The organism is Guptibacillus hwajinpoensis, from assembly GCF_020524165.1.
Lineage (GTDB): Bacteria > Bacillota > Bacilli > Bacillales > Guptibacillaceae > Guptibacillus > Guptibacillus hwajinpoensis_D.
Genome location: NZ_JAIVKU010000004.1, coordinates 855662 through 879020, shown reverse-complemented (window position 1 = coordinate 879020; position 23359 = coordinate 855662). Strand labels below are relative to the sequence as shown.

Sequence of the window (23359 nt, the reverse complement as noted above, 5' to 3'; positions counted from 1 at the left end):
GTGCGTTAGCTGTTTTCAAGTGTGATAAGGAAACGCTCTAGTCGATCCATACCCTCTTGTAACACATCGATTGAATAAGCAAAGGATATTCTAACGTATCCTTCTCCGTGTTTCGAGAAAGCGCTCCCCGGTACAACAGCTACATTTCCTTCCTTAGCGAGTTTCATGGCGAAGTCAAAAGAAGTGAAGCCGAATTTTTTAATAGAAGGAAGTATATAAAAGGCACCGTCAGGTTTAATTGGCGATAGGCCCATTCCGACTAATCGGTCAAATACATAATTCATTCTTGTTGAGTAAGCCGTTCTCATCTCAATCGGATCATCAAGTCCATTTTCTAATGCTTCGAGAGCGGCATATTGAGAAATAGAAGAAGCGCAGGAAACATTATATTGGTGAACTTTCAATATGTGTTTAGCGATCACTTCTGGTGCAAATAAAAATCCAATTCGCCATCCTGTCATCGCGTGGGATTTAGATAGTCCATTAATAACGATCGTTTTTTCTCGCATATTTGCAAACTGAGCGATGGAAGCATGTTCTCCTGAGAAAGTCAGTTCTGAATAAATTTCGTCAGATAAAACAAAGATATTTTTATCTTTCAATAAATCAGCAAGATCGGCAAGTTCTGCAGAAGACATGGCCACACCTGTTGGATTAGATGGGGACGGAAGGATAATGCACTTTGTTCTTTCTGTTAGTGCTCTTTCAACCGAAGACCGTAATAATTTAAATCCGTTTTCCGTCGTATCAACATGAACTGGAATAGCACCACATAGTGTAATGATCGGTTCGTAACCGGGATAAACAGGACCAGGGAGAATGACCTCGTCACCTTCTGTTAGGATCGTGCGAAGTGTTACGTCAATCGCCTGGCTCGCCCCAGAAGTTGTGATTACCTCGGTATCAGCTTTATAGGTAAGACTGTATTTTGTTTGTAGAAAATGAGCGGCTGCCTTACGAAGTTCAAGTATGCCGGCATTATGCGTATACGTCGTTTTATTCTGATCGATTGCCGTGTGAGAGGCATCCTTAATGTGGCTGGGCGTTTCAAAATCGGGTTGTCCAATTGTTAAAGAAATCATATTTTCATAATCTGCCACCATATTAAAAAAAGTACGGATACCTGAAATTTCAATAGCGTTTACTCGTGGGTTTATTAAATGTTCCATAGGGCTTTCTTCCTTTCCGTCTCAACTTCTCATAAACATCATTGTAGCATAATTTTTAAACTATCGTCGAAATGAAGTCGTATTGCGGATAAGTTCCGAAATGAGGCGGAATTCAAGGTGTTGATAACTCGAATAAGCTTTGGTATCATTGGTTTTCTGGCACTTATCAACAGAAGGAAACGTATACCCACTCCCGGTATTTTTGTTTAACAAGGGGGTATAAGGGTGGGGTATTGGTTACCCACAAAAATCTGTGGATAACCAATATTCAGATAATTTATGATGTTAATCAATTGAGAGAAACAGAAAAACCCAGATTCCATTAACTTGGAATCTGGGTTTTTCAATTGGATGATAAGATACAGTCAGTCAAATAAGCCAGTAAAGCGAATTGAACATGGATGCGCTGATCGTAAGAATAGATATCAATTCCGGTTAGTTTTTCTAATTGCTTAATCCGATAATTTAACGTGTGCCTGTGAATGAAAAGTTTATCTGCTGTTCGATTAATAACAAGGTTGTTTTCCAAAAAAGCTTCCAGCGTTCTCATTAGCTGAGATTGATGTTTCTGATCATACGCGACAATCGGTGATAAAAGAGATTGGTAATAAGTTGTGAGATCTTCACCGTTTTCCTTTAAGCGGATGAAAACCTGATAAGCTCCTAATGATTCAAAAGGGATGCAGGATGCTTTTCGATACCTGGCAAACTGGTGAGCGATCAACGCTTCTTTTAGCGCTGTTTCAAGTTCTTGAATTCCTGTAGCCGTGCTTACGCCCATCGTAGAAAAAGAGGATTGGTGCTCAGTTAGAAATACTTCAAAGTGATCAGCTAAAAGAACGACGACGTGGTCTATTTTTCTTTTTATTAAGCCTTTTGTTCGAGTTGAAATCAAGGTTTCATGACACTGCTGTTCAAGCTCAGACAGATTAGACGATGAGAGAACAGCTACGCTATTAAGACCAGTGAAATCATAGCCCATTTCTTTACTTTTCTTTAAAATGTATTTCTCATCTTCATATGAGTGGGAGAAGAGGACATCGAGAAAATCTGCTTCGATTTGAGCCCGAGTATCTTCTATAATCCGTAACTTTAAAAATTCGATAGCAAAAATATTTGCTGCTTGTTTAAGAGAAAGCTGATCTAGTGAAGTGAGCGGAGTTTGTTTTTGAATAAAAATCGTGCCAATGGTTTTACCTTCTGTCACAATCGGATAAGCATGCTCAAAGGAAAAATGACGGTTTGTTACATAAGACCCTGCTAAAAGATCCCCGTTCGATTGATAAATAGAAACGTTGCAATTAAGTAGTTTTGAGAGGGCATCAGTTAAAGATGAGAAGCCCGTATTTTTTATAACGAGCGCAGTTAACTCATCTTGAATACGCTGAGCTTGTGTGAGCATACTGAGCTGTTTATTAACAAGCTGTTCAAGAATGCTTCTTGTAACCGTTGAAAAATTCATCGTTCTTGGAATTTCCAGCAGTGGCAAACCTGTTCGATTTGCCGCTTCAATCATCGCTAGAGGTACCACGTCAAGGTAAAAGCCGGTGTGTATAGCTACAGCAGAAAGCTGACGGTTTGAAAGAGCCTGAATCAGTCTTGTATAAGATTCAGATTTTTCCTGCCATCCATATGCTGTTGTGATTAAAAATTCGCCCTCATGAAGGCGAGTCACGTCTTCCATTACTTCTACGATCGTTAACCATTTAATATCACGATCGATGCCTTGTTTTCCTGCAATCAGTTTGATTTCACTCATTTCGGATAATTGTAGCGCTTCTCGAACAGATAGTCCCATAGATGATCCCCCAATCCTCTTATCCAAATCGTACAATAAAGTCAGAATTTTTTGTAGATGGTGTGGAATAGAATTTATACACTTTCTAACATAGGCTAGTGATATAGACAAAAAAAGTGAGGTGACGAATTCATAATGACAAGAAGAACCCACTTGATTAAACCTTTACTTGGAATGGATTATGCGGTTATTTCTCATGGAAAAGGAATTTACTTATACGATGAACATGGTCAACCCTTTATTGATGGATGCTCAGGTGCTGTTACAGCGAACATTGGACATGGGGTGTCGGAGATTAAGGAAGCGATGGTGGCGCAGGCAGAGCAGGTGTCGTTTGTGTATCGTTCCCAGTTTACAAGCTCTTCAGCTGAACAGCTGGCAGAACGCCTTTGTCAGTCTGCACCTGGTGACCTTGATTGGGTGTTTTTTGTGAACAGCGGTTCTGAAGCAATGGAAACAGCACTAAAGATCGCTGTGCAGTATTGGCAGGAACGAGGTCGTCCGACGAAGAACAGAATCATATCAAGGTGGATGAGTTACCACGGAATCACAATGGGAGCGCTATCGATGTCAGGACACGTCATTCGTAGAAGCCGTTTTAGTACGTTACTTGAACACTATCCAGCCCTATCGCCTCCTTATTGTTATCGGTGCTCCTTCCAAGAACATTGTCCGAATTGCTCAAAGCAGTATGCCCTTGAATTTGAGCAAACGATTCACCGGTTAGGTGCTGAAACGATCGCAGCCTTTGTTTGCGAGCCTGTGATTGGTGCATCAGGAGGTGCTGTGGTCCCGCCTGAACATTATTTTAAAGAAATGAAAGCCATATGCGATCGCTATGACATATTGTTTATTGCGGACGAAGTCATGACAGGCGTAGGGCGAACGGGCAAAATGTATGCAATGGAGCATTGGGGAATCACTCCGGATATTTTGGCACTTGGAAAAGGAATGAGTGCCGGTTACACTCCGATGGCAGCAACGCTAGTTTCTGATCGCATTATTCAAGAAATTGAACGGGGATCGAAGGTGGTATTGAGTGGTCATACGTTTAGCGCCAATCCATTATCTTCAGCTATTTGTCTCGCTGTTCTTGACTATATCGAAAAGAAAGATGTTGTTCATAATGCGGAAAGAAGTGGTGCTGTTCTAATGAAAGGGTTAAAAGAGTTACAAGCACAATTTCCCATAATCGGTGATGTAAGAGGACTGGGGTTACTAACTGGAATTGAATTTGTTCAAAATCACATTACAAAAGAACCGTTTACACTTCAACATGAAGTAACCAATCGTTTTATTCGAAAGTGTTATGAAGCTGGCCTTTTAGTGTATACAGCTGCTGGTGGGTTAAATGGGATGGCGGGTGATGCTGTTATTGTGGCTCCTCCGCTTGTTATTCAAGAAAGTGAAGTTCACCTTATTTTATCTAAATTGAACCTAGCACTAAGAGAACTGGAGAAGGAGCTTGAAGCAGAAGGACTCTACGTAAGGCGCTCGATCAGCTGATGATGGGAGGGAGAGCACGATGCGAAGCAAGACATGCACCTTGTCTGAGCTAAATATCTTGAAAGATAACATGACCATTATGTGCGGTGGATTTGGAGGAGTAGGTTCACCTCCATCGCTTATTGATTGGATACTCGATTCTGGTATTAAAAACATTACATTAATTTGTAACGATGCTGGATTTCCGTGGATTGGTCCAGGCAAACTTGTAACGGAAAAACGAGTTTCAACGCTTATCGCTTCTCATATCGGATCCAATCCGGAAGCGGGCAAGCAAATGCATCAGGGAGAGCTTAATGTTCACTTTTATCCTCAGGGAACCCTTGCAGAGAAAATTCGTGCGGGGGGAATGGGGCTTGGTGGGATTTTAGTTGATGTAGGACTTGGGACATCGGTGGAGAAGGGAAAAGAAAAAACGTTTGTTCATGGTAAGGAATATATGATTGAACCTGCCTTAACAGCAGATCTCTCGATTGTAGCTTGTAAACAAGCCGATTTATTTGGAAACTTGCTTTATGATCAAAGTGCACGGAATACCAATCCCCTTGTGGCACAGGCAGGGGATATCACAATAGCAGAAGCGGCTGAAATCGTCCATATCGGCGAACTAAATCCTGAACAAATTGTAACGCAGGGCGTTTTCGTCGATCATGTGATCAAAAGCAAAGGGGTTGATTGGAAATGGGTATGGGAGCTGAAACGAGAAGGTTGATCGCAGAAAGAGCTGCACAAGAAGTAACCTATGGCATGATGGTGAACCTTGGGATCGGTATCCCAACGTTAGTAGCAGACTATATTCCAGCTTCCCTGGACGTTGTGCTTCATACGGAAAATGGGATACTTGGCATGGGAGGTAGCCCAGAACCGGGTCGTGAGGACGGAAACCTTTCGAACGCCGGCGGGTACCCCGTCACCATTCAACCTGGTGCTTCTTTTTTTGATAGCGCAGAAGCTTTTGGGATGGTAAGAAGGGGATACCTTGATTTAACGATTCTCGGTGCCCTTGAAGTTAGTGGAAAAGGTGACATAGCCAATTGGATTGTTCCAGGAAAGAGGGTCCCTGGTATGGGTGGAGCGATTGACCTTGCTCAAAAAGCCAAGAAGGTGATTGTTTTAATGAGCCATACGACCAAGGAGGGTCATCCTAAAATTTTACAAGAATGTTCCTTGCCTTTAACAGTGAAAGAAGGAGCTCATATGATCATAACTGAGCGAGCAGTCATGAAGGTGGATCGTGGTGAACTGTTTCTTTTGGAAGTCATGCCTGGTTATTCCATTGATGACGTGTTAAACACAACTGAAGCTAAAATTAATGTTGATCATGTGAGGAGGCAGACGATTGAAGAATAAAATCAAAAGCTGGATGGATCAAAATCAAGAAAGAGGTATTGAGATGCTTCAACGATTTGTCCAGTGTGACAGTGTTCAGGGAAATGAGGCAGAAGTACAACGTCTTGTGGAAGAAGAGCTTCATCAATTAGAGATGGTAGTCGATCGATTTATTCCTGGGGCTGAGACGATTGATCATGACGCATTCTGTGCGAATCGTACCGATTTCTCCCAAAGTCCAAATATCGTTGGTGTTTGGCATGGAAGTGGTGGCGGACGGTCGCTAATATTAAATGGTCACATTGACGTTGTGCCGCCTGGAAATAGAAGTGATTGGATAGACGATCCCTATAGTGGTGTGATAAAGGACGGACGTCTTTTCGGCAGAGGTGCAACGGATATGAAAGGTGGCAATACCTCTATGCTGCTCGCCTTACGGTGTATGAAAGAATTAGGAATAACGTTAAAAGGGGATGTGATTTTTGAAAGCGTGATCGAAGAAGAAAGTGGTGGAACGGGTACACTTGCGGCGATTAATCGTGGGTATAGAGCGGATGCAGCGCTTATTCCGGAGCCGACCAAAATGAAAATATTCCCAAAACAGCAGGGGTCAATGTGGTTTCGATTAACAGTTACAGGCAGAGGAGCACACGGCGGGACACGATATGAAGGGGTATCAGCTCTAGAGAAAACGATGTTGGTTCTAACAGCCATCCAAAACCTAGAAAAAAAACGCAACGAAGCCATTACTGATCCACTTTATCAAACTATTCCAATTCCCGTTCCGATTAATGTAGGAAAGATTTCCGGAGGTGACTGGCCCTCATCTGTCCCAGATCAGGTTGTGATTGAAGGAAGGATGGGAGTCATCCCAGGGGAAGAGCTCGAACATGCGAAAGAGGAAATGATGCAGGTGATAAACAATGTAGAAGATGCCTGGTTAGCTCAACATCCAGTTCAGATTGAATGGTTTGGAGCGAGGTGGCTTCCTGGTGAAGTTGCTGAAGATCATCCACTTGTGTCGATCATTAGTCGTAAATATGAAGAAATAACAGGTGAAAACGTGGTCGTGGAAGCATCGCCCTGGGGGACGGACGGTGGCTTATTGCAAGAAGTAGGACAGACGCCATCCATCGTATTCGGTCCTGGTGAAACGGCTGTCGCGCATTTCCCGAATGAATACATTGAAATTAAACAAATGATGCTTGCGGCAGAAATGTATGTTCATATCTTAATGGAGTGGTGTGGATCCAACGAATAAGAGCATATTCGCTCTTTTTTCTTTTTAAAAGGAGTTCCTTCTTAGAAAGCAGAACTACTGATTAGGAAGTGGAGGGATGGGCTGTATATGAACGATAAACAAGTAGAAGCAGTGGAAAAAGCTTATCATGAAGTAGATTATACATTTACATGTACGTTTGATCGCTTTAATGAGCGTATTCGTGTTGAGCATTATGATGGTAATCTGCGTTCGATTATGTCGCGCATTCAGACTATATTTACAAAAGAGTTTACAAAATGCATCTTGAAAGTAAAGCGTGAACACGTCTCATACTTTCTTTCGATGGGCTATACCGTTGAAGGCATCATTGAAGCCTATTATTCAGGGAGCGACGCCTATCTTATGACATTATATAACGCTGACTGGCGTCGAAATAGCCTCTCATGGCTAGAAGAGGATCAGTTACTAGCCGCTGTTCGAAGCAAGCAAGCTTCTTCCTTAACGAAAAAACCGCTTATGAGAAAAGGAACTGAAGCAGATGCAGAAGCGCTCGCTGTTCTCTATCAAAATGTGTTTGATGTTTATCCAACCCCAATGGACAACCCACACTATATTAAGAAAGTGATGAAAAATGATACGATTTTCTTTCTAATTGAAGACAAAGATCGCATCGTTAGTGCTGCTTCAGCAGAGGTGAACCGTACGTATAAAAACGCGGAAATGACAGATTGCGCAACGCTCTTAGAACACAGAAAGGGGGGGACGATGCGTCACTTAATTATGGCGTTAGAACAAGAACTATTAAGAGAGAAAATTTACTACGCCTATTCGATTGCAAGAAGCCGTTCTTTTGGAATGAACGCAGTGTTACAGCAGCTGGGTTATAAATACGGTGGAAGGCTCGTAAATAATGTGCGAATTTTTAAGGACTGGGAAAATATGAATCTATGGAGTAAGCCGCTTATTAAGAGTGCTGAATAATGGGCATTGAAAGACGAATTTCCGGCATGGAGGAGGACGTCTATGAGAAATACGTTAACTGAACGTATGTTTGAAGCTATTTTAGAAAGTATTGATGAGGGCATTCATGTAGTTGATAACCAGGGCATGACGGTTTACTACAATGATATAGCCGCGAAGCATGATGGGTTATTAGTAGAAGATGTTATAGGAAAACATTATTTAGAGGTCTTCCCCTCTCTATCGAAAGAAACAAGTACATTATCACATGTTCTAACGACGAAGAAAGCGATCTTTAATAAAGACCAAACGTATCGTAATGTGAAGGGAAAATTAATCTCCACAATTAATACTACGTTGCCGATTGTCGTCAAGGGACATCTAGAAGGTGCAGTTGAAATTGCGCGAGACATTTCCCGTATTAAAACCCTATCTGATAAGGTGATGGAACTACAATCCAAAATGAATAAGAAAACGGCGAAAGAATTTGACGATGGGACGAGTTATACGTTTGATCACATCTTAACGAACGATCCATCGTTTATGCAGGTAAAGGAGCGAGCAATGAAAGCTGCCACTCTCCATTCCCCAGTTCTCGTTTACGGTGAGACGGGAACCGGAAAAGAGCTTCTCGTCCAGTCTATTCACAATGCATCGAAACGCGGAGGGCCATTTGTTGCTCAAAACTGTGCAGCCTTACCAGCCTCGATTCTTGAGTCTATTCTATTTGGAACGGCAAAAGGGAGTTTTACGGGTGCTGAGGAAAGAGAAGGTTTATTTGAACTTGCAAATGGAGGAACGCTCTTTCTTGATGAAATTAATTCAATGCCAATCGATGTTCAGGCAAAGCTATTGCGGGTATTAGAAGACGGCGTCATACGAAGGGTTGGTGCAGGAAAAACGAGAAAAGTAGATGTTCGAATCATCGCAGCAATGAATGAGGAGCCAGAATTAGCGCTAGAAGATAAACGATTACGAGTCGATTTATATTATCGTTTAAATGTCATTTATCTGAGAATACCACCTCTTCGTGAGCGAAGTGGAGACATACCAGAATTAATGAATCATTTTATTAAAAAATATAATGTGAAATTTAATAAACAGATAACAACCATCGATAAAAACGCGGAATTGCTTTTGCTTCAAAGAAGCTGGCAGGGAAATGTGCGAGAGCTTGAGCATGTGATTCAATCAGCGATGAATTTTGCAGAAGGAAGTGTACTGCACGAAAGGGACTTTCCAATGTTAGTACCCGAGCCAATTCGAGAAGTTGGGAAATCGTTACCAGAAATTTTACGTAAGACGGAGTCAGATTATATTCAGCATGCGATTAAAAACTGTGGTGGCAATGTTAAAAAAGCTGCAGAACAGCTCGGCATTCCAAGACAAACGCTTCAATATAAACTTTCGAAACTTAAACGTCAGAGTGCCGAATAATGAGCACTTCTGACGTTTTTATTTGGACGGGTAATTACTCATTCAAAGCACTCTACATAGCTTTCTAGAAAGAAATAATGGAGCTGGCACGCAACTTGCATAGTATAGAAGTAGATTACATGAAGGGGGAATGTGTCATGCAAATGCAACTTTATAAACCAGGTCGTCATTGGAAAGACATTGAACTATGGAAGGATGTAACGGAGGATCAGTGGAATGACTGGATCTGGCAGCTTACGAATACCATTCGAACGCTTGATGATTTAAAGAAGGTCGTGAATTTAACACCGGATGAAGAAGAAGGAGTGAAGATTGCGACGAAAACGATCCCTTTAAACATTACGCCTTATTATGCTTCATTAATGAATCCAGATAATCCTCGATGTCCGGTACGCATGCAGTCAGTACCCATCTCCCAAGAAATGCATAAAACCAGGTATGACCTTGAAGACCCTCTTCATGAAGATGAAGATTCTCCTGTACCAGGGCTAACGCATCGGTATCCTGATCGCGTACTTTTTCTAGTCACAAACCAATGTTCCATGTACTGTCGCTACTGCACGAGAAGACGCTTTTCTGGACAGATCGGCATGGGTGTTCCTAAGAAACAGTTGGATGAAGCGATTCAGTATATTTCAAACACACCTGAAGTGAGAGATGTCCTCATATCTGGCGGTGATGGATTATTAATTAATGACAAAATCCTTGAGTACGTTTTGAAAAATTTACGAGCGATTCCACATGTGGAAATCATTCGAATTGGTACGAGAGCGCCAGTTGTTTTTCCGCAGCGAATCACAGAAAATTTATGTAGTATTCTTAAAAAGTATCATCCCGTCTGGTTAAATACTCACTTTAATACAAGTATCGAAATTACAGAGGAGTCCAAGAAAGCATGTGAAATGCTTGCAGATGCAGGTGTTCCAGTCGGAAATCAAGCGGTTATTCTGGCGGGTATTAATGATAGCGTATCAATTATGAAAAAGCTAATGCATGATCTCGTTAAAATACGAGTAAGGCCATACTATATTTATCAATGTGACTTGTCTGAAGGAATTGGACATTTTCGTGCCCCTGTATCGAAAGGGTTAGAAATTATTGAAGGCTTAAGAGGGCATACATCCGGTTATGCCGTGCCAACGTTTGTAGTGGATGCTCCTGGTGGAGGTGGAAAGATTGCTCTCCAGCCAAATTACATGATTTCCCAAAGCGCAGATAAAGTTATTTTAAGAAACTTTGAGGGAGTCATTACTTCTTATCCAGAGCCTGAAAATTACACGCCAGGAACAGCTGATCAGTATTTTAATCAGGTCTATGAAATGGAGAAAAAGCCTGCAATTGGCATCCACTCTCTTATGACGGATGAACGGTTCAATCTTGTTCCTGAGGGAATTCAGCGTTTTGATCGACGGTCGAAATACGAACAGGATGCAGCGCACAGCTCCTTGAAGGATAAGCGAGATAAGCGTGATTTAATGAAAGAAAAGAAATTTAATGCAGAGCAGCAGAAGTACAGTGAGAAAGGAGAAGAAAGCGTATGATCTGTAAATGGTGCGAGCAAGAGGGCGCATTTGAAACGCTTGATAAAGGTTACTGGGAACTACCGGACGGAACGAGAGCTGTAGAAATAAGTGATTTGCCATCGATTCAGTGTAGTGGTTGTGGCATGTGTTATCAAACGGATGAATTAGTAGGTGATGTAGAGGAGCAGCTCATGCTGATTGATACGGCGAAATTACCTCCCTCTTTTTCCTATAAGGAATTAATGAGCCAGGAGAGACTCCTAAAGAAAAACTATTTTGACATTGACCGCTACCCGCTTTAGCGGTGAAATTAAAGGTTTCCATTGGAAAGAAATACACACAAAAAAAGTTATATCGGAATATTCTGAAAAATATTGATATTTTGACGATTCCCTCGTATAATAGAAAAAAGAGCTTCAGAGGGGGGAGAGCTAGCATGAACAATCATCATAAGTCGTATAAAGACAATATGAAACAACGTGCTATGAAAAAGAAACAAGAACAGGAAACGTTTGAGTTGGAATTGTACGCCCAATTAATCCTTGATGAAGCCGTGTTTACTTTCCAAGAAGAACGTTATCAGCAAACCATTGATCAAGCTCTAGACCGACGAGACGAGAAAGCATTTGAAGAAGCCTCAAGACAGTATGTTGCGTTTCTCCGTTCTTACAAACAGGAGCTTCATTTCGACTGAATAGAATTTGGCCTATCTGACGCAAACTAGAAAAGAAGTACTTTCTAAAGGAGTGTTACGATGGGCAGACAGAAAAAAGGTAATCCCAATGCACAACGTAATAATAACGCGAAGCAGCACAAAGCGAAACAAATGCCGTCTTATGCAGAGATGGAAGCTGAAAAACTAAAAAACCCGCAAGAGTAAGAAGAGAGAGCCTTCAATTCATTTTGAAGGCTTTTTCTATTTGTGAAACGACGTTCTTTCATAATCTATGGTACCATTACAAAAGAAAACAGGGTTAGTGAGTGAAAGGAAGATTGGAAACATGGGACGACTTATATTAATTGATGGGTTTAATTTATTAAGTAGAGGCTACTTCGCCACTGCATATGGAAAATCAGAAGAACAGCTTTCAAAAACGCCTGAGGGCCTTTTTACAAATGCTCTAAGAGTGAAACTACAAAAAATGATTTCGCTTATAAAGGACTATGAGCCGACTCATTTTGTTGTAACCTGGGACGTTAAGCGAAATGAAGTGAAGCGTAAAACGCTATTTGAAGACTATAAAGGAACAAGAGAAGATCTCCCATCCCCTCTAATTCAGCAATATGAAACAGCGGTGAATTTGTTTCGTGCAACAGGAATTCCGCAGATGAGTGTAGAAGGATTTGAAGCGGATGATGTGATTGGCACGCTTTCAGATAAGTGGACGAAAGAAGGACTCGGAGATTGTTACATATACAGTAATGATAGGGATCTGCTTCAGTTATTAAAGCCAACCGTGTCACAAATCATCGCGATTCGAAAAGAAGGCGATCGGGTATACTCTGAAGAGCATTTTAAAACAGAGTATGGGATTACTCCTGATCAATGGGTTGAGGTGAAAGCTCTTCTAGGAGATAAAAGCGATAATATCCCAGGAGTGGCGGGAGTTGGAGACAAGGCTGCGTTACCTCTCATTCAACAATACGGTTCGATTCAGGGTGTGTATAATAACATCGGTGAATTAGATAGCAAATTTAATCGCTATCGAAAAAAGTTGATTGAAGGAGAGGAGCTCGCGAAATTAAGTTTAGAGCTTGTCACAATCGAGCGGGCAATTCCTGAACTTGATCATTATTCGTTTAACGAGTGCAAGTTAGAACTCGATTATACCCGGATGAAGTCAGAGCTGGAAATGTTAGGGTTACGCATTCGTATGTAAAGAAACGAAAATAAAAACAGCGCCTTTGCAAAAAAAGGCGCTCGTTTTTTCATAAGGTTACGATCCTTGTTGCTGTCCATTTTGCTGAATGGCTTTTCGCGCGAGTTCATCTGCCACTTTATTCTTCGAACTAGGTATCCATTTGATAAAACAAAGATCAAACTGATCGACTAATGCAAGACAGCGAGTCAAATAAGGTTGAAAGTCTTTATTTTTTACGTACCTTCCATCTACAGCGCTGCTCACAAGTTGTGAATCTGTTCGTATTGATAGGGTACGGTACTGATTCTCTGTGCAAATCGAGAGAGCGTGAATTAAAGCTTCAAATTCTGCTTCATGGTTTGTAAGCGTCCCAAGCGGAAGAGAAGATCGAATAACGCTACCTTCAGCTTTAATAAAGACACCGGCTCCAGATGGACCCGGATTGCCTGCGCTTGCTCCGTCTACATAGACTTCAATCATATGGTGCTCCTCTCTGTGGATTGGTCTTGTTGTATTTTATCATAATCATGTTCGTAGAGAGAAGACATACATTTAAGATAAAAGGAGAAAGCTGTATAGAAGGGACTGTGTGTAGGAGTGAAAAGTATGAAGAAAAAAGAAGTGATGATGGAAGTTGGATTAATCCTTGATACATATTGTCAGGATTGCTTATTAAAACGAGTGAATCAGCATGATTATGGGAAGTGTCATGCCCAGCGATTTTGCATTACTGAATGCACAGTTGGAGAAGAATTAAAGCAATTAGGCAAACATTTGACATAAGGAGGACCAACGATGGATGTAATCGTAAAGTGGAAATATAAAACACCTAGAGGCATTTCCTCCTGGATGACCTCTGATGAAATGCCGTTTAATGAAGCGATGCTTTTGGCGCGAGATATTACAAAAACGGGTCGATCGATTGATCTTTACTTCCTAGATCATAGAGGGACAAAATGGTCAGTGAAAGAATTGGAAACCTATATGACCAAAAAGCAGGAGCGCCCAGCTTCGATTGAAATTATTTTTGATGGTAGCTTTGATAAGCAAACGAAAAAAGCTGGATGTGGAGCGGTTATCTATTATTACGAGGGAAGACAGCGAAAGCGAATACGGATAAATAAAGCTCTTGATTATCTTGAAAACAATAATGAAGCAGAGTATGCTGCTCTCTGGTTAGGTCTTCAAGAAATTAAAACCATTGATGTAGAAGACACGGAAATCATGATCAAAGGTGATTCTCAAGTCGTCATCAATCAGCTTGCTGGTGAGTGGGCTGTTTATGAACCACTCTTCACGAGATGGATGGATCGAATTGAAGATACGCTCCGTCAATTACGACTTCAACCGGTGTACAAGCATATTACACGGGAAGAGAATAAAGAGACTCACCGATTAGCCAAACAAGCGTTAAATGGAACCGAAATTAGTAGTTCGATTGAGCTGGACAACGAATAAGAGAAGCAGCGAAGGGCTGCTTCTCTTATTCGTTTGCTTCTCTTAATTGCGTTTCGCATTTTTCGATTAATTCACTTGAGAATTCGTAAAACTGCTCGTTAGTACCCGACTTATGTGACAGCGCTTGTTGAAACTGTTCTTTTGCCTGGTTAATGGCATCCTGGGCAGCTTTCAATTGATTCCCATTCATGCTTTTTGTAGCTTGCCCAACGAGATGCTGTGCTGATTTAATGGACATTTCAATCTGCTGCAAATCAGAATATGGCTCTGACATTTGATCCCACCCTTTCACAAACATAGTATGACCACAGTGAAGGGGGATTAATCGAAAAAGACGCAAAAAAAGGAACTGATGCAAGCATCAGTTCCTTGTGGTTTTATAATTAAAGTTTGTTTACGTTAGCAGCTTGAGGTCCGCGGTTTCCTTCAACGATTTCGAAAGAAACTTCTTGGCCTTCTTCAAGTGTTTTGAAACCTTCGTCATTGATTGCTGAGAAGTGTACGAATACATCGTCAGCTCCTTCGATTTCGATGAAACCGAATCCTTTTTCTGCATTAAACCATTTTACTTTACCGTTTTGCATGTTTGTTCCTCCTAAAAGCTTAGCACAATCTTTGTGCACTTTAAATTTCAACCATTCACCGGATGTTGAATAAGAGATATTCGACATGTACGAGAAGTGCACAAAAAATCGAATTCAATGTCTCAATCAAATATCCTATGTGATAAATGGTTAATTTAACTATAACGTCTTACTATAAAAATGTCAATGCAACTGACAGATTAGCACATAATCCTTAACGTGAAGAATAAAGTTGGGTAAGATGGAGAATGGAGTTAAGTAATTTTTCGTATGGAGGGGTCTTATGAAGCCGGAAATAAAATTTAAAAGTGACATTGAAATTGCGCAAGATGCACAGATGACGCGAATTAAAACGATCGCTGAACAATTAGGGTTACATGAAGATGAGTGGGAACCTTATGGTCACTATAAAGCCAAAATTTCATTGAATGCCATGAAGCGTTTGGATGATCAACCGTCTGGTAAAGTGGTTCTTGTTACTGCAATCAATCCTACCCCTGCGGGAGAAGGGAAAAGTACGGTAACCGTAGGGCTTGCTCAGGCATTAAATCGAATCGGTGAAAAAGCCATCGTTGCGATGAGAGAACCTTCATTAGGACCAAGTATGGGGATTAAAGGAGGTGCCGCTGGGGGAGGATATGCCCAAGTGATGCCGATGGAAGACATTAATCTTCATTTTACGGGAGATCTACATGCCATTACCTCTGCTCATAATGCTCTTTCTGCCCTAATCGATAATCATATTCATCAAGGAAATGAAGTCGGTTTTGATACTAGACGCGTGACGTGGAAGCGAGTTGTGGATCTTAACGACCGGGCGTTACGAAATGTCATTGTTGGTTTAGGCGGTCCAATGCAAGGTGTGCCCCGTGAAGATGGATTTGATATCACAGTTGCGTCAGAGATCATGGCGATTCTTTGTCTAGCATCCGACTTATCAGATTTGAAGAAGCGGATTGCTTCAATTGTGATCGGATATCGCTCAACAAAAGAGCCGATTACAGCTGGTGACTTAGGTGTAGAAGGGGCGATTACACTTCTATTAAAAGATGCAATGAACCCGAATCTCGTGCAGACGTTAGAAAATACACCTGCGCTTATTCACGGTGGGCCATTCGCAAACATTGCTCATGGATGCAATAGCGTTGTTGCAACGAAAATGGCTCAAAAGCTTTCTGATTATGTGATCACTGAAGCTGGTTTTGGGGCTGATTTAGGCGCTGAGAAGTTCTTTGACATTAAATCAAGAGCAGCGGAAATTGAACCAGCAGCAACCGTTATTGTTGCCACAATTCGTGCTCTTAAAATGCACGGCGGCGTAGCGAAAGATCAGCTGAAAAAAGAAGATGTTGGTGCGTTACAATCAGGGCTCGTTAATCTCGAGCATCATGTGGCTTCCGTTAAAAAGTTTGGCGTACCCTTTGTAGTGGCGATTAACCGTTTTGTGACGGATACCGAACTTGAAGTAAATGCATTGCTTCAATGGTGCAAGGAAAAGAATATACCAGTGGCTTTAACAGACGTATGGGCAAATGGTGGAGAAGGTGGCGTGGAACTAGCTAAAACGTTATTAACCGAAATGGAACAAAACGAAAACCATTTCAAACCTCTCTATGATCTTGAAAGTACTATTGAAGAAAAGTTGGAAAAAATCGCAACAGAAATTTACGGAGCTGAAGGCGTCGATTTGTCCGCTAAAGCAAAAAAGCAAATGCATGAATTAGAAGAAAATGGGTGGGGTAATCTGCCAATTTGTATGGCGAAAACGCAGTATTCACTTTCAGACGATCCTTTACTGCTCGGACGGCCATCTGGATTTCGAATAACGATCCGTGAATTTCGTCCTTCCATTGGAGCTGGATTTATCGTAGCATTAACCGGTAACGTGATGACAATGCCTGGATTACCTAAAAAACCTGCGGCTCTTAATATGGATGTTTCAGAAGATGGAACAGCAATTGGGCTTTTCTAGAAAGTGTGGATAAAAATGACGAATACGATTTTAACAAAGAAATTAATACGTGATTCTAGAACAACAAAATCGAGTTTTGTATTACCTTCAGATACGAACACACACGGGACGCTTTTTGGTGGGAAGCTTATGTCTTACATAGACGACATTGCAGCGATTGCAGCGTCAAAGCACGCTAGATCCGCCGTTGTCACGGCATCAGCAGATTCCATTGATTTTCTTAGTCCGATTCGTGAGGGAGAAGTCGTAAGTCTAGAAGCTTACGTCAGTTGGACGCACAACACATCGATGGAAGTGTTTGTGAAGATTTTTGCAGAAAATGTGATATCAGGGAAAAAGAAAGTATGCGCGACGTCCTTTCTAACGTTTGTAGCCCTTGATGAAGAAAGCATTCCAACCAGGGTACCAGAAGCTATGCCTGAAACGGAAGAGGAAAAATTTGTAAATGATGGTGGATTTGAACGTATGAAAGCGAGAAAGGCGAGAAGGAAACATTCGCAGACGTTAGCCAGTGAATTTGGCGTTTTTACTTAAGGGACTTCATAAAAAGAGATCTGCTGTTAGCAGATCTCACGTATCAAATCCAAGGATGAAATTATTCTGACGATCCTGAATTTGCTGTTGCGCTCTGTTAAGTGCGTCACGCTGTTCAGGATTTGCACTGTGAATCATTTTATCGAGTTCTACCGACATACGCTCGAGCAGTTGTTGGGTTTCTGTATATCCCTTATCGGTCAATGCAGATTGCTGTTGAGTTGCGAGTTGGAGCTGTTCATCAGCATATTCAGTTAGCTCATGAGCGTTTTTTAACATTTCTTCTACTTTACGGTATGTGGACATAAGGAGCCTTCCCTTCTGAATGGATTCACCATTAGTATTGACAGGAAAGATACTTTTATGAGAATGAAGGGAAAATGCCGTTAGTGAAAGTGATATACTAAGATGAGAAACAAGAAAGGCGTGAAGCAAGTTGGCAAGTGAATTACATGCAGGAGAAATGACAACATTACGGGTCGCACGTATGCAAGAATACGGCTATTTTTTAACAAATGGCTATGAAGATGTGATGCTTCATAAAAAAGAAGCTAAGAATCATTACGAAGAAGATGATGAAGTAGAGGTTTTTTTATACCACGATCATCAGGGCAGACTTTCTGCAACTGAGACTGTTCCACTAGTCACAATGGATTCTTTTTCGATTTTAAAGGTTGTGGAAGTAAAGCGTAGCCTTGGAGTATTTGTAGACATTGGTATTCAAAAGGACATGCTTTTATCAAAAGATGATCTCCCTTATGACTGGGCAACGTGGCCAGCGATTGGTGATGAGCTTTATTGTGGACTAAAGCTTGATAAAAAGAAGCGCCTATTTGCTGATTTAAGCAAATTTGAAGAAATACAGGAACTTTCGGTGGCAGCGCCTGCCGACAGCAAAAATGCAGAAGTAGAAGGCCTCGTGTTCCGTTTTCTTGACGATGGCGTTTCCATTCTGACAAACGAAGGTTATCTTGCTTATCTTCATAAAGATGAAATGAAAGATCAAGTAAGACTCGGTCAACGTTTGACAATGAGAATAACGTATGTAAGAGAAGATGGTCGCGTGAATGTGTCAACAAGGCCACTTGTGAAAGAAGCAAGACTTGAGGATTCGGATCGTCTCGTAGCTTATATGCAACAGCACGGTGACCAAATGCCTTTCACAGATAAAAGTGACCCAGAAGCGATCAAAAAGGAATTTAACATAAGTAAAGCTGCTTTCAAGCGAGCGATGGGAAAACTGATAAAAGAAAAGAAAGTTGAACAACAGGACGGATTCACTTTTTTGAAATCCTAATATGACATCTTTTTCTTCGTGTAAGCGGAGCTTACGGGCAAATACTATAGCTAAGCTCCTAGAAAGGGGGCAAGTCATTGGACATAACCGACTATGACAAAGCTCTTTATTACACCCATCATTGTGCATGTATCGATCTCAGCATTTTGATGATGAAAACAGAAGATGACATCCTTTCGAAGCGAATTGAACAATTTGTGCATGCTTTTATACGTGAAACTGAATTTATGAAGGTAAAAGAAGCACGAGATACGCTTCTTTCCTACATTGATTACGTCTATCGAATGGAACCTGAAATCGGTGAGATAGCCGCTATGAATCAGACTTTAGACTGACCTCGAACAGATCGGGGTCGGTTTTTTAATTGGCAAAAAGGTTTAAAATTGTCGAAAAGGGTATAATTGTAGTAAAAAATAAGGAGCAGGTGAGAAATATGAATCAACAGCAGCTGCACAGTGTACTTGAAAGCATGCGATTACCCAACGGAGCTTATGTTGCAAGTACATCTGATGATTACGACTACGTTTGGATCAGAGATGTATGCTATGCGGTTATGCCATATTTAAATTCAAAATGTTCACGATATGAAAAAGCGTACCATGCTTTGCTCACATTACTTAGAAAATATGAGTGGAAGCTTGATATTCATACGGAACAGAAACCTTACTATTTGCATGAATACATTCATGCGCGTTATTCGAAAGACTTAGAAGAAATTCCGGTTGAATGGGGCCATGCGCAAAATGATGCGATAGGTATATTGTTGTTCGGAATCGGTCAAGGGTTACAAAATGGTAAACCGATGCTTAGAGACAAAGTAGATCACCGTATTGTTCAAAAGCTTGTGGATTACCTGGAATGCCTCGAGTATTGGAAGAGCCCGGACAATGGCATGTGGGAAGAAAATGTAGAAATACATGCGTCAAGTGTTGGAGCATGTGTCGCAGGCTTAAAAGCAGTAAAAACGCTCGTGAACGTACCATCTTATATGATTGAAAAAGGCGAAAAGACGTTAGATGAGCTTTTACCTTGTGAAAGTGAAACGAAAGAAGTTGACTTAGCACTTTTATCATTAATTTATCCGTTAAATGTTGTTACAAGAGAGCAGGCTATACAAATTGTGGATCGAGTAACAGATCGACTAGAACGAGAACGTGGTGTAATAAGATATGAGAATGATATTTATTACAATGAAGGTAGCGAAGCAGAATGGTGTTTTGGATTTCCGTGGCTTGGCCTTTGTTATGAGCAATTAGGAGAACTTGATAAAATGAGTGAGTACTGGTCGAAAACGATGGATATTACACCAGAAAGCGGAAAAATTCCTGAACTCTATATTGGCGGTACAAATATCCCAAATAAAAATACACCGTTAGCATGGTCCATTTCAATGGCATATCAGCTACAGGTACGTATGGCAGAAATGCAAGAGAATGTTTCATAATAAAATCATGAGAAGAAAAGATTGCGCCTATCATGCGCAATCTTTTTTCGTTGAAAAATGAAAAAATATTCCTTTATTTGTCGAAAAACACATGTATTTTTCGACAAATAATTTTTTAAAAGGAAACCTAATGGGACGTGTCGAATCTTTAGGATGTAGAGGATAACTATGGTGGAATCCCTCTATTTATCAATGAGAGCGAGGTGTCGCAATGACTGTATCTATGCCGACAGAGTTTGATCGGTATCTATTTCATCAGGGAAATTTATTTCAGGCTTATCGTTCAATGGGTGCCCATTTAAGGGAGGAACATGGACGGTTTGGAGTCAGATTTACAGTCTGGGCTCCTCATGCTGCAGCCGTAGCCGTAACAGGGAATTTTAACCAATGGGATCCCACTGCGCATCCGATGGAAAAAGTGGAAGAGTCAGGACTTTGGTCGTTATTTGTAGAACATTTATCAGAAAATGAGCTCTACAAATATGCTGTCGAAACGCGTACTGGCGAGAGGCTGATGAAGTCGGATCCGTATGCTTTTTATTCGGAATTAAAACCGAAGACTGCATCGATCGTCAAAAAAGTAGATGAGTTTGACTGGCAGGATACGAAGTGGTTGACAAAACGAAAGAAAACCGCACCCTACGATGGACCACTATCGATCTATGAAGTTCATCCAGGGTCATGGCGCAGAAAAGAAGATGGTTCTTACTACACCTATAAGGATCTCACAAATGAACTAATTCCTTATGTGAAAGAACATGGTTACACACATATTGAGCTGATGCCAGTAATGGAGCATCCTTTTGACCGCTCGTGGGGCTATCAAATTACAGGGTATTTTTCTGTCACAAGCCGCTTTGGTGAGCCTAATGATTTGAAAGCGTTCATCGATCAATGCCATCAGGAAGATATCGGGGTTATCCTTGATTGGGTGCCTGCTCATTTTTGCAAAGATGCCCATGGACTTGGCCAATTTGATGGCGGCCCTGTTTTTGAACCAACTGATCCAGCTCGAGCAGAACGCCACAATTGGGGAACGTATAATTTTGATTATAGCAAGCCCGAAGTCGTCAGTTTTCTTATCTCAAATGCGGTTTTCTGGTTTGATTATTATCACATTGATGGATTAAGGATCGATGCGGTGTCACAAATGCTTCTTTATCATCATGATCATGAAAGCGGTGGAGTGGAGGGTGAAAACTCTGCAGCGAAGGAGTTTATTCAGAAATTAAACCGAACCATCTTTGAACATTATCCAAACGTTCTAATGATGGCAGAAGAGTCAACAGATTACCCGCTCGTAAGCGCGCCAATTCATGAAGGTGGACTCGGTTTTAATTATAAATGGAACATGGGATGGATGAACGATGTTCTGAAGTATATGGAACTTCATATGGACGATCGCAAACACCATCATAATCTATTGACATTTTCTTTCTTCTACGCTTTTTCAGAAAACTATCTTCTGCCGTTATCACATGATGAAGTGGTACATGGTAAAAAGTCGTTATTGAATAAAATGCCAGGAGATTATTGGCAAAAATTTGCCAATCTTCGTGCGCTTTATGGGTATATGATGGCTCACCCTGGAAAAAAGCTACTGTTTATGGGAGGAGAATTTGGTCAATTCGATGAATGGAAAGATTTATCCGAATTAGACTGGATGCTTTTAGACTATGACATGCATAGCAAGATGAATGCTTACGTAAAAGATTTAAATCATTTTTATTTAGATTCAAGAGCAATGTGGCGAATCGATCACGAGTCACAGGGGTTTGAATGGATTGATGCAAACGATAACAATCAGTCTGTCCTAACATTTATGAGAAAAGGGAAAGCGAAAGGTGATTGTGATATTGCGATTATCAACTTTTCTCCTAACGTCTATTATGATTATCGGATTGGGGTTCCTTTTACAGGAACATATATAGAAATGTTTAATAGCGATCAAGAAAAGTATGGTGGGTCAGGTCAATTAAATGCAGAAGAATTGCAAAGCGAAAAAACACCTTATCATAATCAGCCCAATAGCCTGATGCTTAAAGTACCACCGCTTGGAATTGTGATTCTCGGCAAAAAAAATAAAAGCAACCTTGAAAGGAGAAGTCGCTATGTCTAAAAAACGTTGTGTCGCCATGCTACTTGCAGGAGGTCAGGGGACGAGACTTGGAAAGTTAACAACTCGCCTTGCGAAACCAGCCGTCCCGTTCGGTGGAAAATATCGTATTATTGATTTCACACTCAGTAACTGCAGTAATTCAGGGATTGATACGGTTGGCGTGCTCACACAATATCAGCCGTACATACTCAATTCGTACATTGGAATCGGCAGTTCTTGGGATTTAGATCGTAAAAATGGAGGCGTTTCCGTCCTTCCACCTTACATGGGTCAAAAAGGGGGGGAGTGGTATCGCGGGACAGCGAATGCGATTTATCAAAACATGTACTATATTAAACAGTATGATCCTGAATATGTGCTCGTTATTTCAGGAGACCACATTTATAAAATGGATTATTCTGAAATGCTTGATTATCATGAGCAGCGTGATGCGGATGCAACGATCGCGGTTCTTGAAGTACCCTGGAATGAAGCAAGTCGCTTCGGGATCATGAATACGGATGATGAAGATCGAATTGTTGAATTTCAAGAGAAACCAGCAGAGCCAAAAACAAATTTAGCATCGATGGGTATTTACATTTTTAACTGGAAAGCTCTTGAAAAATATTTAACAGAAGATGAGCAAAAGCCTGAATCATCCAATGATTTTGGGAAAGACATTATTCCAGCTATGATTGAAGATGAAAAGAACGTGTTTGCTTATTCATTCAATGGATATTGGAAAGATGTTGGAACGCTGCAAAGTTTGTGGGAAGCGAATATGGATCTCCTTGATGATGACCCAGCGTTAATTCTGAATGATCCTGCCTGGAAAATCTATTCGGTAAATCCGAATCAACCACCACAATATATCGCTCCTCAGGCGAAAGTAACACGCTCACTCGTAAATGAAGGATGCGTTGTTTATGGGGATGTCTATCGATCTGTTCTTTTCTATGGCGTGCACGTTGGACTTGGAAGTACGATTCGGAATTCCATCATTATGCCAAATGTGAAAATTGGAGCAAACGTAACGATTGAAAACGCAATCGTTGAAAGTGGCACTGTGGTAGAAGATGGTATGACACTTGGTTCAAGTGATGGTTCAATTTCTTTAATTGCTGATGGCGAGATTGTCTCGGTACCAAAATAGAGTAGGGGGATGA

26 protein-coding genes are annotated in these 23359 nt (G+C 41.1%); 20 read left to right on the top strand and 6 right to left on the bottom strand.

The window, feature by feature from the left end; all coding sequences use genetic code 11:
• Positions 1-5 precede the first annotated feature (5 nt).
• Both LC090_RS11595 and LC090_RS11590 read right to left on the bottom strand, forming a co-directional pair.
• Positions 6-1169 (bottom strand): aminotransferase A, encoded by a 1164-nt coding sequence (locus LC090_RS11595; protein WP_226658198.1) that lies wholly within the window; start codon positions 1167-1169, stop codon positions 6-8.
• A gap of 343 nt (positions 1170-1512) precedes the next feature.
• Positions 1513-2967: a PucR family transcriptional regulator gene (locus LC090_RS11590; RefSeq protein WP_226658197.1), complete on the bottom strand. Its 1455-nt coding sequence runs from the start codon at positions 2965-2967 to the stop codon at positions 1513-1515.
• 135 nt (positions 2968-3102) lie between these two features.
• Between LC090_RS11590 and LC090_RS11585 the strand changes: the two genes are divergently transcribed.
• The 11 genes from LC090_RS11585 (at position 3103) to LC090_RS11540 (ending at position 12824) form a co-directional block, all read left to right on the top strand.
• On the top strand, positions 3103-4473 hold the full coding sequence (locus LC090_RS11585; RefSeq protein ID WP_226658196.1) for an aspartate aminotransferase family protein: 1371 nt from the start codon (positions 3103-3105) through the stop codon (positions 4471-4473).
• A gap of 19 nt (positions 4474-4492) precedes the next feature.
• On the top strand, positions 4493-5185 hold the full coding sequence (locus tag LC090_RS11580; RefSeq protein ID WP_226658195.1) for a CoA transferase subunit A: 693 nt from the start codon (positions 4493-4495) through the stop codon (positions 5183-5185).
• On the top strand, positions 5155-5823 hold the full coding sequence (locus LC090_RS11575; protein ID WP_226658194.1) for a 3-oxoacid CoA-transferase subunit B: 669 nt from the start codon (positions 5155-5157) through the stop codon (positions 5821-5823). The genes LC090_RS11580 and LC090_RS11575 overlap by 31 nt, the downstream gene beginning before the upstream one ends.
• Complete coding sequence (locus LC090_RS11570) at positions 5813-7063, top strand: peptidase (protein WP_226658193.1); 1251 nt, start codon at positions 5813-5815, stop codon at positions 7061-7063. Before LC090_RS11575 ends, LC090_RS11570 begins: the two co-directional genes overlap by 11 nt.
• Before the next feature lie 87 nt (positions 7064-7150).
• Positions 7151-8005: a putative beta-lysine N-acetyltransferase gene (ablB, locus tag LC090_RS11565; protein WP_226658192.1), complete on the top strand. Its 855-nt coding sequence runs from the start codon at positions 7151-7153 to the stop codon at positions 8003-8005.
• A 42-nt stretch (positions 8006-8047) separates the two neighbouring features.
• Positions 8048-9421, top strand: coding sequence for a sigma-54 interaction domain-containing protein (locus LC090_RS11560; protein ID WP_226658191.1), 1374 nt, complete (start codon positions 8048-8050; stop codon positions 9419-9421).
• 137 nt (positions 9422-9558) lie between these two features.
• The gene (gene ablA / locus LC090_RS11555) at positions 9559-10962 is read left to right on the top strand and encodes a lysine 2,3-aminomutase (protein ID WP_226658190.1); all 1404 of its coding nucleotides are present in this window, start codon (positions 9559-9561) and stop codon (positions 10960-10962) included.
• Positions 10959-11246 (top strand): YokU family protein, encoded by a 288-nt coding sequence (locus tag LC090_RS11550; protein WP_226658189.1) that lies wholly within the window; start codon positions 10959-10961, stop codon positions 11244-11246. The genes ablA and LC090_RS11550 overlap by 4 nt, the downstream gene beginning before the upstream one ends.
• Positions 11247-11380: 134 nt before the next feature.
• Positions 11381-11638, top strand: coding sequence for an IDEAL domain-containing protein (locus LC090_RS11545; RefSeq protein ID WP_098443541.1), 258 nt, complete (start codon positions 11381-11383; stop codon positions 11636-11638).
• 60 nt (positions 11639-11698) lie between these two features.
• Positions 11699-11824 (top strand): hypothetical protein, encoded by a 126-nt coding sequence (locus LC090_RS21950; protein WP_255648084.1) that lies wholly within the window; start codon positions 11699-11701, stop codon positions 11822-11824.
• A 121-nt stretch (positions 11825-11945) separates the two neighbouring features.
• Positions 11946-12824, top strand: a complete 879-nt coding sequence (locus tag LC090_RS11540; protein ID WP_226658188.1) for a 5'-3' exonuclease — start codon at positions 11946-11948, stop codon at positions 12822-12824.
• Between the two features lie 57 nt (positions 12825-12881).
• On the opposite strand, the gene LC090_RS11535 is transcribed toward LC090_RS11540, so the two are convergent.
• Positions 12882-13286 carry a reverse transcriptase-like protein gene (locus LC090_RS11535; RefSeq protein WP_226658187.1) on the bottom strand — a complete coding sequence of 135 codons (405 nt, stop codon included), beginning with the start codon at positions 13284-13286 and terminating at the stop codon, positions 12882-12884.
• 126 nt (positions 13287-13412) lie between these two features.
• Between LC090_RS11535 and LC090_RS11530 the strand changes: the two genes are divergently transcribed.
• A complete protein-coding gene (locus tag LC090_RS11530) occupies positions 13413-13589 on the top strand; it encodes a zinc-finger domain-containing protein (protein ID WP_194221544.1) in 177 nt (58 codons plus the stop codon).
• A 12-nt stretch (positions 13590-13601) separates the two neighbouring features.
• Positions 13602-14264: a reverse transcriptase-like protein gene (locus tag LC090_RS11525; protein WP_226658186.1), complete on the top strand. Its 663-nt coding sequence runs from the start codon at positions 13602-13604 to the stop codon at positions 14262-14264.
• Positions 14265-14289: 25 nt separating this feature from the next.
• On the opposite strand, the gene LC090_RS11520 is transcribed toward LC090_RS11525, so the two are convergent.
• Complete coding sequence (locus tag LC090_RS11520) at positions 14290-14538, bottom strand: DUF2564 family protein (protein ID WP_098443546.1); 249 nt, start codon at positions 14536-14538, stop codon at positions 14290-14292.
• Between the two features lie 109 nt (positions 14539-14647).
• The gene (gene cspD, locus LC090_RS11515) at positions 14648-14848 is read right to left on the bottom strand and encodes a cold-shock protein CspD (protein WP_159782470.1); all 201 of its coding nucleotides are present in this window, start codon (positions 14846-14848) and stop codon (positions 14648-14650) included.
• 283 nt (positions 14849-15131) lie between these two features.
• On the opposite strand from cspD, the gene LC090_RS11510 reads away from it, so the two are divergent.
• Together LC090_RS11510 and LC090_RS11505 are read left to right on the top strand one after the other, a co-directional pair.
• Positions 15132-16820 (top strand): formate--tetrahydrofolate ligase, encoded by a 1689-nt coding sequence (locus LC090_RS11510; protein ID WP_226658185.1) that lies wholly within the window; start codon positions 15132-15134, stop codon positions 16818-16820.
• Between the two features lie 15 nt (positions 16821-16835).
• The gene (locus LC090_RS11505; protein ID WP_226658184.1) at positions 16836-17354 is read left to right on the top strand and encodes an acyl-CoA thioesterase; all 519 of its coding nucleotides are present in this window, start codon (positions 16836-16838) and stop codon (positions 17352-17354) included.
• A 36-nt stretch (positions 17355-17390) separates the two neighbouring features.
• On the opposite strand, the gene LC090_RS11500 is transcribed toward LC090_RS11505, so the two are convergent.
• A complete protein-coding gene (locus tag LC090_RS11500) occupies positions 17391-17660 on the bottom strand; it encodes a DUF2524 family protein (RefSeq protein WP_226658183.1) in 270 nt (89 codons plus the stop codon).
• A 130-nt stretch (positions 17661-17790) separates the two neighbouring features.
• On the opposite strand from LC090_RS11500, the gene LC090_RS11495 reads away from it, so the two are divergent.
• From LC090_RS11495 to LC090_RS11475, 5 genes are all read left to right on the top strand, one after another.
• On the top strand, positions 17791-18651 hold the full coding sequence (locus tag LC090_RS11495; protein WP_226658182.1) for a CvfB family protein: 861 nt from the start codon (positions 17791-17793) through the stop codon (positions 18649-18651).
• 77 nt (positions 18652-18728) lie between these two features.
• Positions 18729-18986: a YhdB family protein gene (locus tag LC090_RS11490; protein WP_226658181.1), complete on the top strand. Its 258-nt coding sequence runs from the start codon at positions 18729-18731 to the stop codon at positions 18984-18986.
• 98 nt (positions 18987-19084) lie between these two features.
• The gene (locus tag LC090_RS11485; protein ID WP_226658180.1) at positions 19085-20095 is read left to right on the top strand and encodes a glycoside hydrolase family 15 protein; all 1011 of its coding nucleotides are present in this window, start codon (positions 19085-19087) and stop codon (positions 20093-20095) included.
• A gap of 211 nt (positions 20096-20306) precedes the next feature.
• Positions 20307-22214 carry a 1,4-alpha-glucan branching protein GlgB gene (gene glgB / locus LC090_RS11480; RefSeq protein WP_226658179.1) on the top strand — a complete coding sequence of 636 codons (1908 nt, stop codon included), beginning with the start codon at positions 20307-20309 and terminating at the stop codon, positions 22212-22214.
• A complete protein-coding gene (locus LC090_RS11475) occupies positions 22207-23346 on the top strand; it encodes a glucose-1-phosphate adenylyltransferase (protein ID WP_226658178.1) in 1140 nt (379 codons plus the stop codon). The genes glgB and LC090_RS11475 overlap by 8 nt, the downstream gene beginning before the upstream one ends.
• Positions 23347-23359 lie beyond the last annotated feature (13 nt).

Coding starts and splice junctions, on each gene's coding strand:
- LC090_RS11595 (WP_226658198.1), bottom strand. CDS start 1,169: ATGGAACATTTAATAAACCCACGAGTAAACGCTATTGAAATTTCAGGT.
- LC090_RS11590 (WP_226658197.1), bottom strand. CDS start 2,967: ATGGGACTATCTGTTCGAGAAGCGCTACAATTATCCGAAATGAGTGAA.
- LC090_RS11585 (WP_226658196.1), top strand. CDS start 3,103: ATGACAAGAAGAACCCACTTGATTAAACCTTTACTTGGAATGGATTAT.
- LC090_RS11580 (WP_226658195.1), top strand. CDS start 4,493: ATGCGAAGCAAGACATGCACCTTGTCTGAGCTAAATATCTTGAAAGAT.
- LC090_RS11575 (WP_226658194.1), top strand. CDS start 5,155: ATGGGTATGGGAGCTGAAACGAGAAGGTTGATCGCAGAAAGAGCTGCA.
- ablB (WP_226658192.1), top strand. CDS start 7,151: ATGAACGATAAACAAGTAGAAGCAGTGGAAAAAGCTTATCATGAAGTA.
- LC090_RS11560 (WP_226658191.1), top strand. CDS start 8,048: ATGAGAAATACGTTAACTGAACGTATGTTTGAAGCTATTTTAGAAAGT.
- ablA (WP_226658190.1), top strand. CDS start 9,559: ATGCAAATGCAACTTTATAAACCAGGTCGTCATTGGAAAGACATTGAA.
- LC090_RS11550 (WP_226658189.1), top strand. CDS start 10,959: ATGATCTGTAAATGGTGCGAGCAAGAGGGCGCATTTGAAACGCTTGAT.
- LC090_RS11545 (WP_098443541.1), top strand. CDS start 11,381: ATGAACAATCATCATAAGTCGTATAAAGACAATATGAAACAACGTGCT.
- LC090_RS21950 (WP_255648084.1), top strand. CDS start 11,699: ATGGGCAGACAGAAAAAAGGTAATCCCAATGCACAACGTAATAATAAC.
- LC090_RS11540 (WP_226658188.1), top strand. CDS start 11,946: ATGGGACGACTTATATTAATTGATGGGTTTAATTTATTAAGTAGAGGC.
- LC090_RS11535 (WP_226658187.1), bottom strand. CDS start 13,286: ATGATTGAAGTCTATGTAGACGGAGCAAGCGCAGGCAATCCGGGTCCA.
- LC090_RS11530 (WP_194221544.1), top strand. CDS start 13,413: ATGAAGAAAAAAGAAGTGATGATGGAAGTTGGATTAATCCTTGATACA.
- LC090_RS11525 (WP_226658186.1), top strand. CDS start 13,602: ATGGATGTAATCGTAAAGTGGAAATATAAAACACCTAGAGGCATTTCC.
- LC090_RS11520 (WP_098443546.1), bottom strand. CDS start 14,538: ATGTCAGAGCCATATTCTGATTTGCAGCAGATTGAAATGTCCATTAAA.
- cspD (WP_159782470.1), bottom strand. CDS start 14,848: ATGCAAAACGGTAAAGTAAAATGGTTTAATGCAGAAAAAGGATTCGGT.
- LC090_RS11510 (WP_226658185.1), top strand. CDS start 15,132: ATGAAGCCGGAAATAAAATTTAAAAGTGACATTGAAATTGCGCAAGAT.
- LC090_RS11505 (WP_226658184.1), top strand. CDS start 16,836: ATGACGAATACGATTTTAACAAAGAAATTAATACGTGATTCTAGAACA.
- LC090_RS11500 (WP_226658183.1), bottom strand. CDS start 17,660: ATGTCCACATACCGTAAAGTAGAAGAAATGTTAAAAAACGCTCATGAG.
- LC090_RS11485 (WP_226658180.1), top strand. CDS start 19,085: ATGAATCAACAGCAGCTGCACAGTGTACTTGAAAGCATGCGATTACCC.
- glgB (WP_226658179.1), top strand. CDS start 20,307: ATGACTGTATCTATGCCGACAGAGTTTGATCGGTATCTATTTCATCAG.
- LC090_RS11475 (WP_226658178.1), top strand. CDS start 22,207: ATGTCTAAAAAACGTTGTGTCGCCATGCTACTTGCAGGAGGTCAGGGG.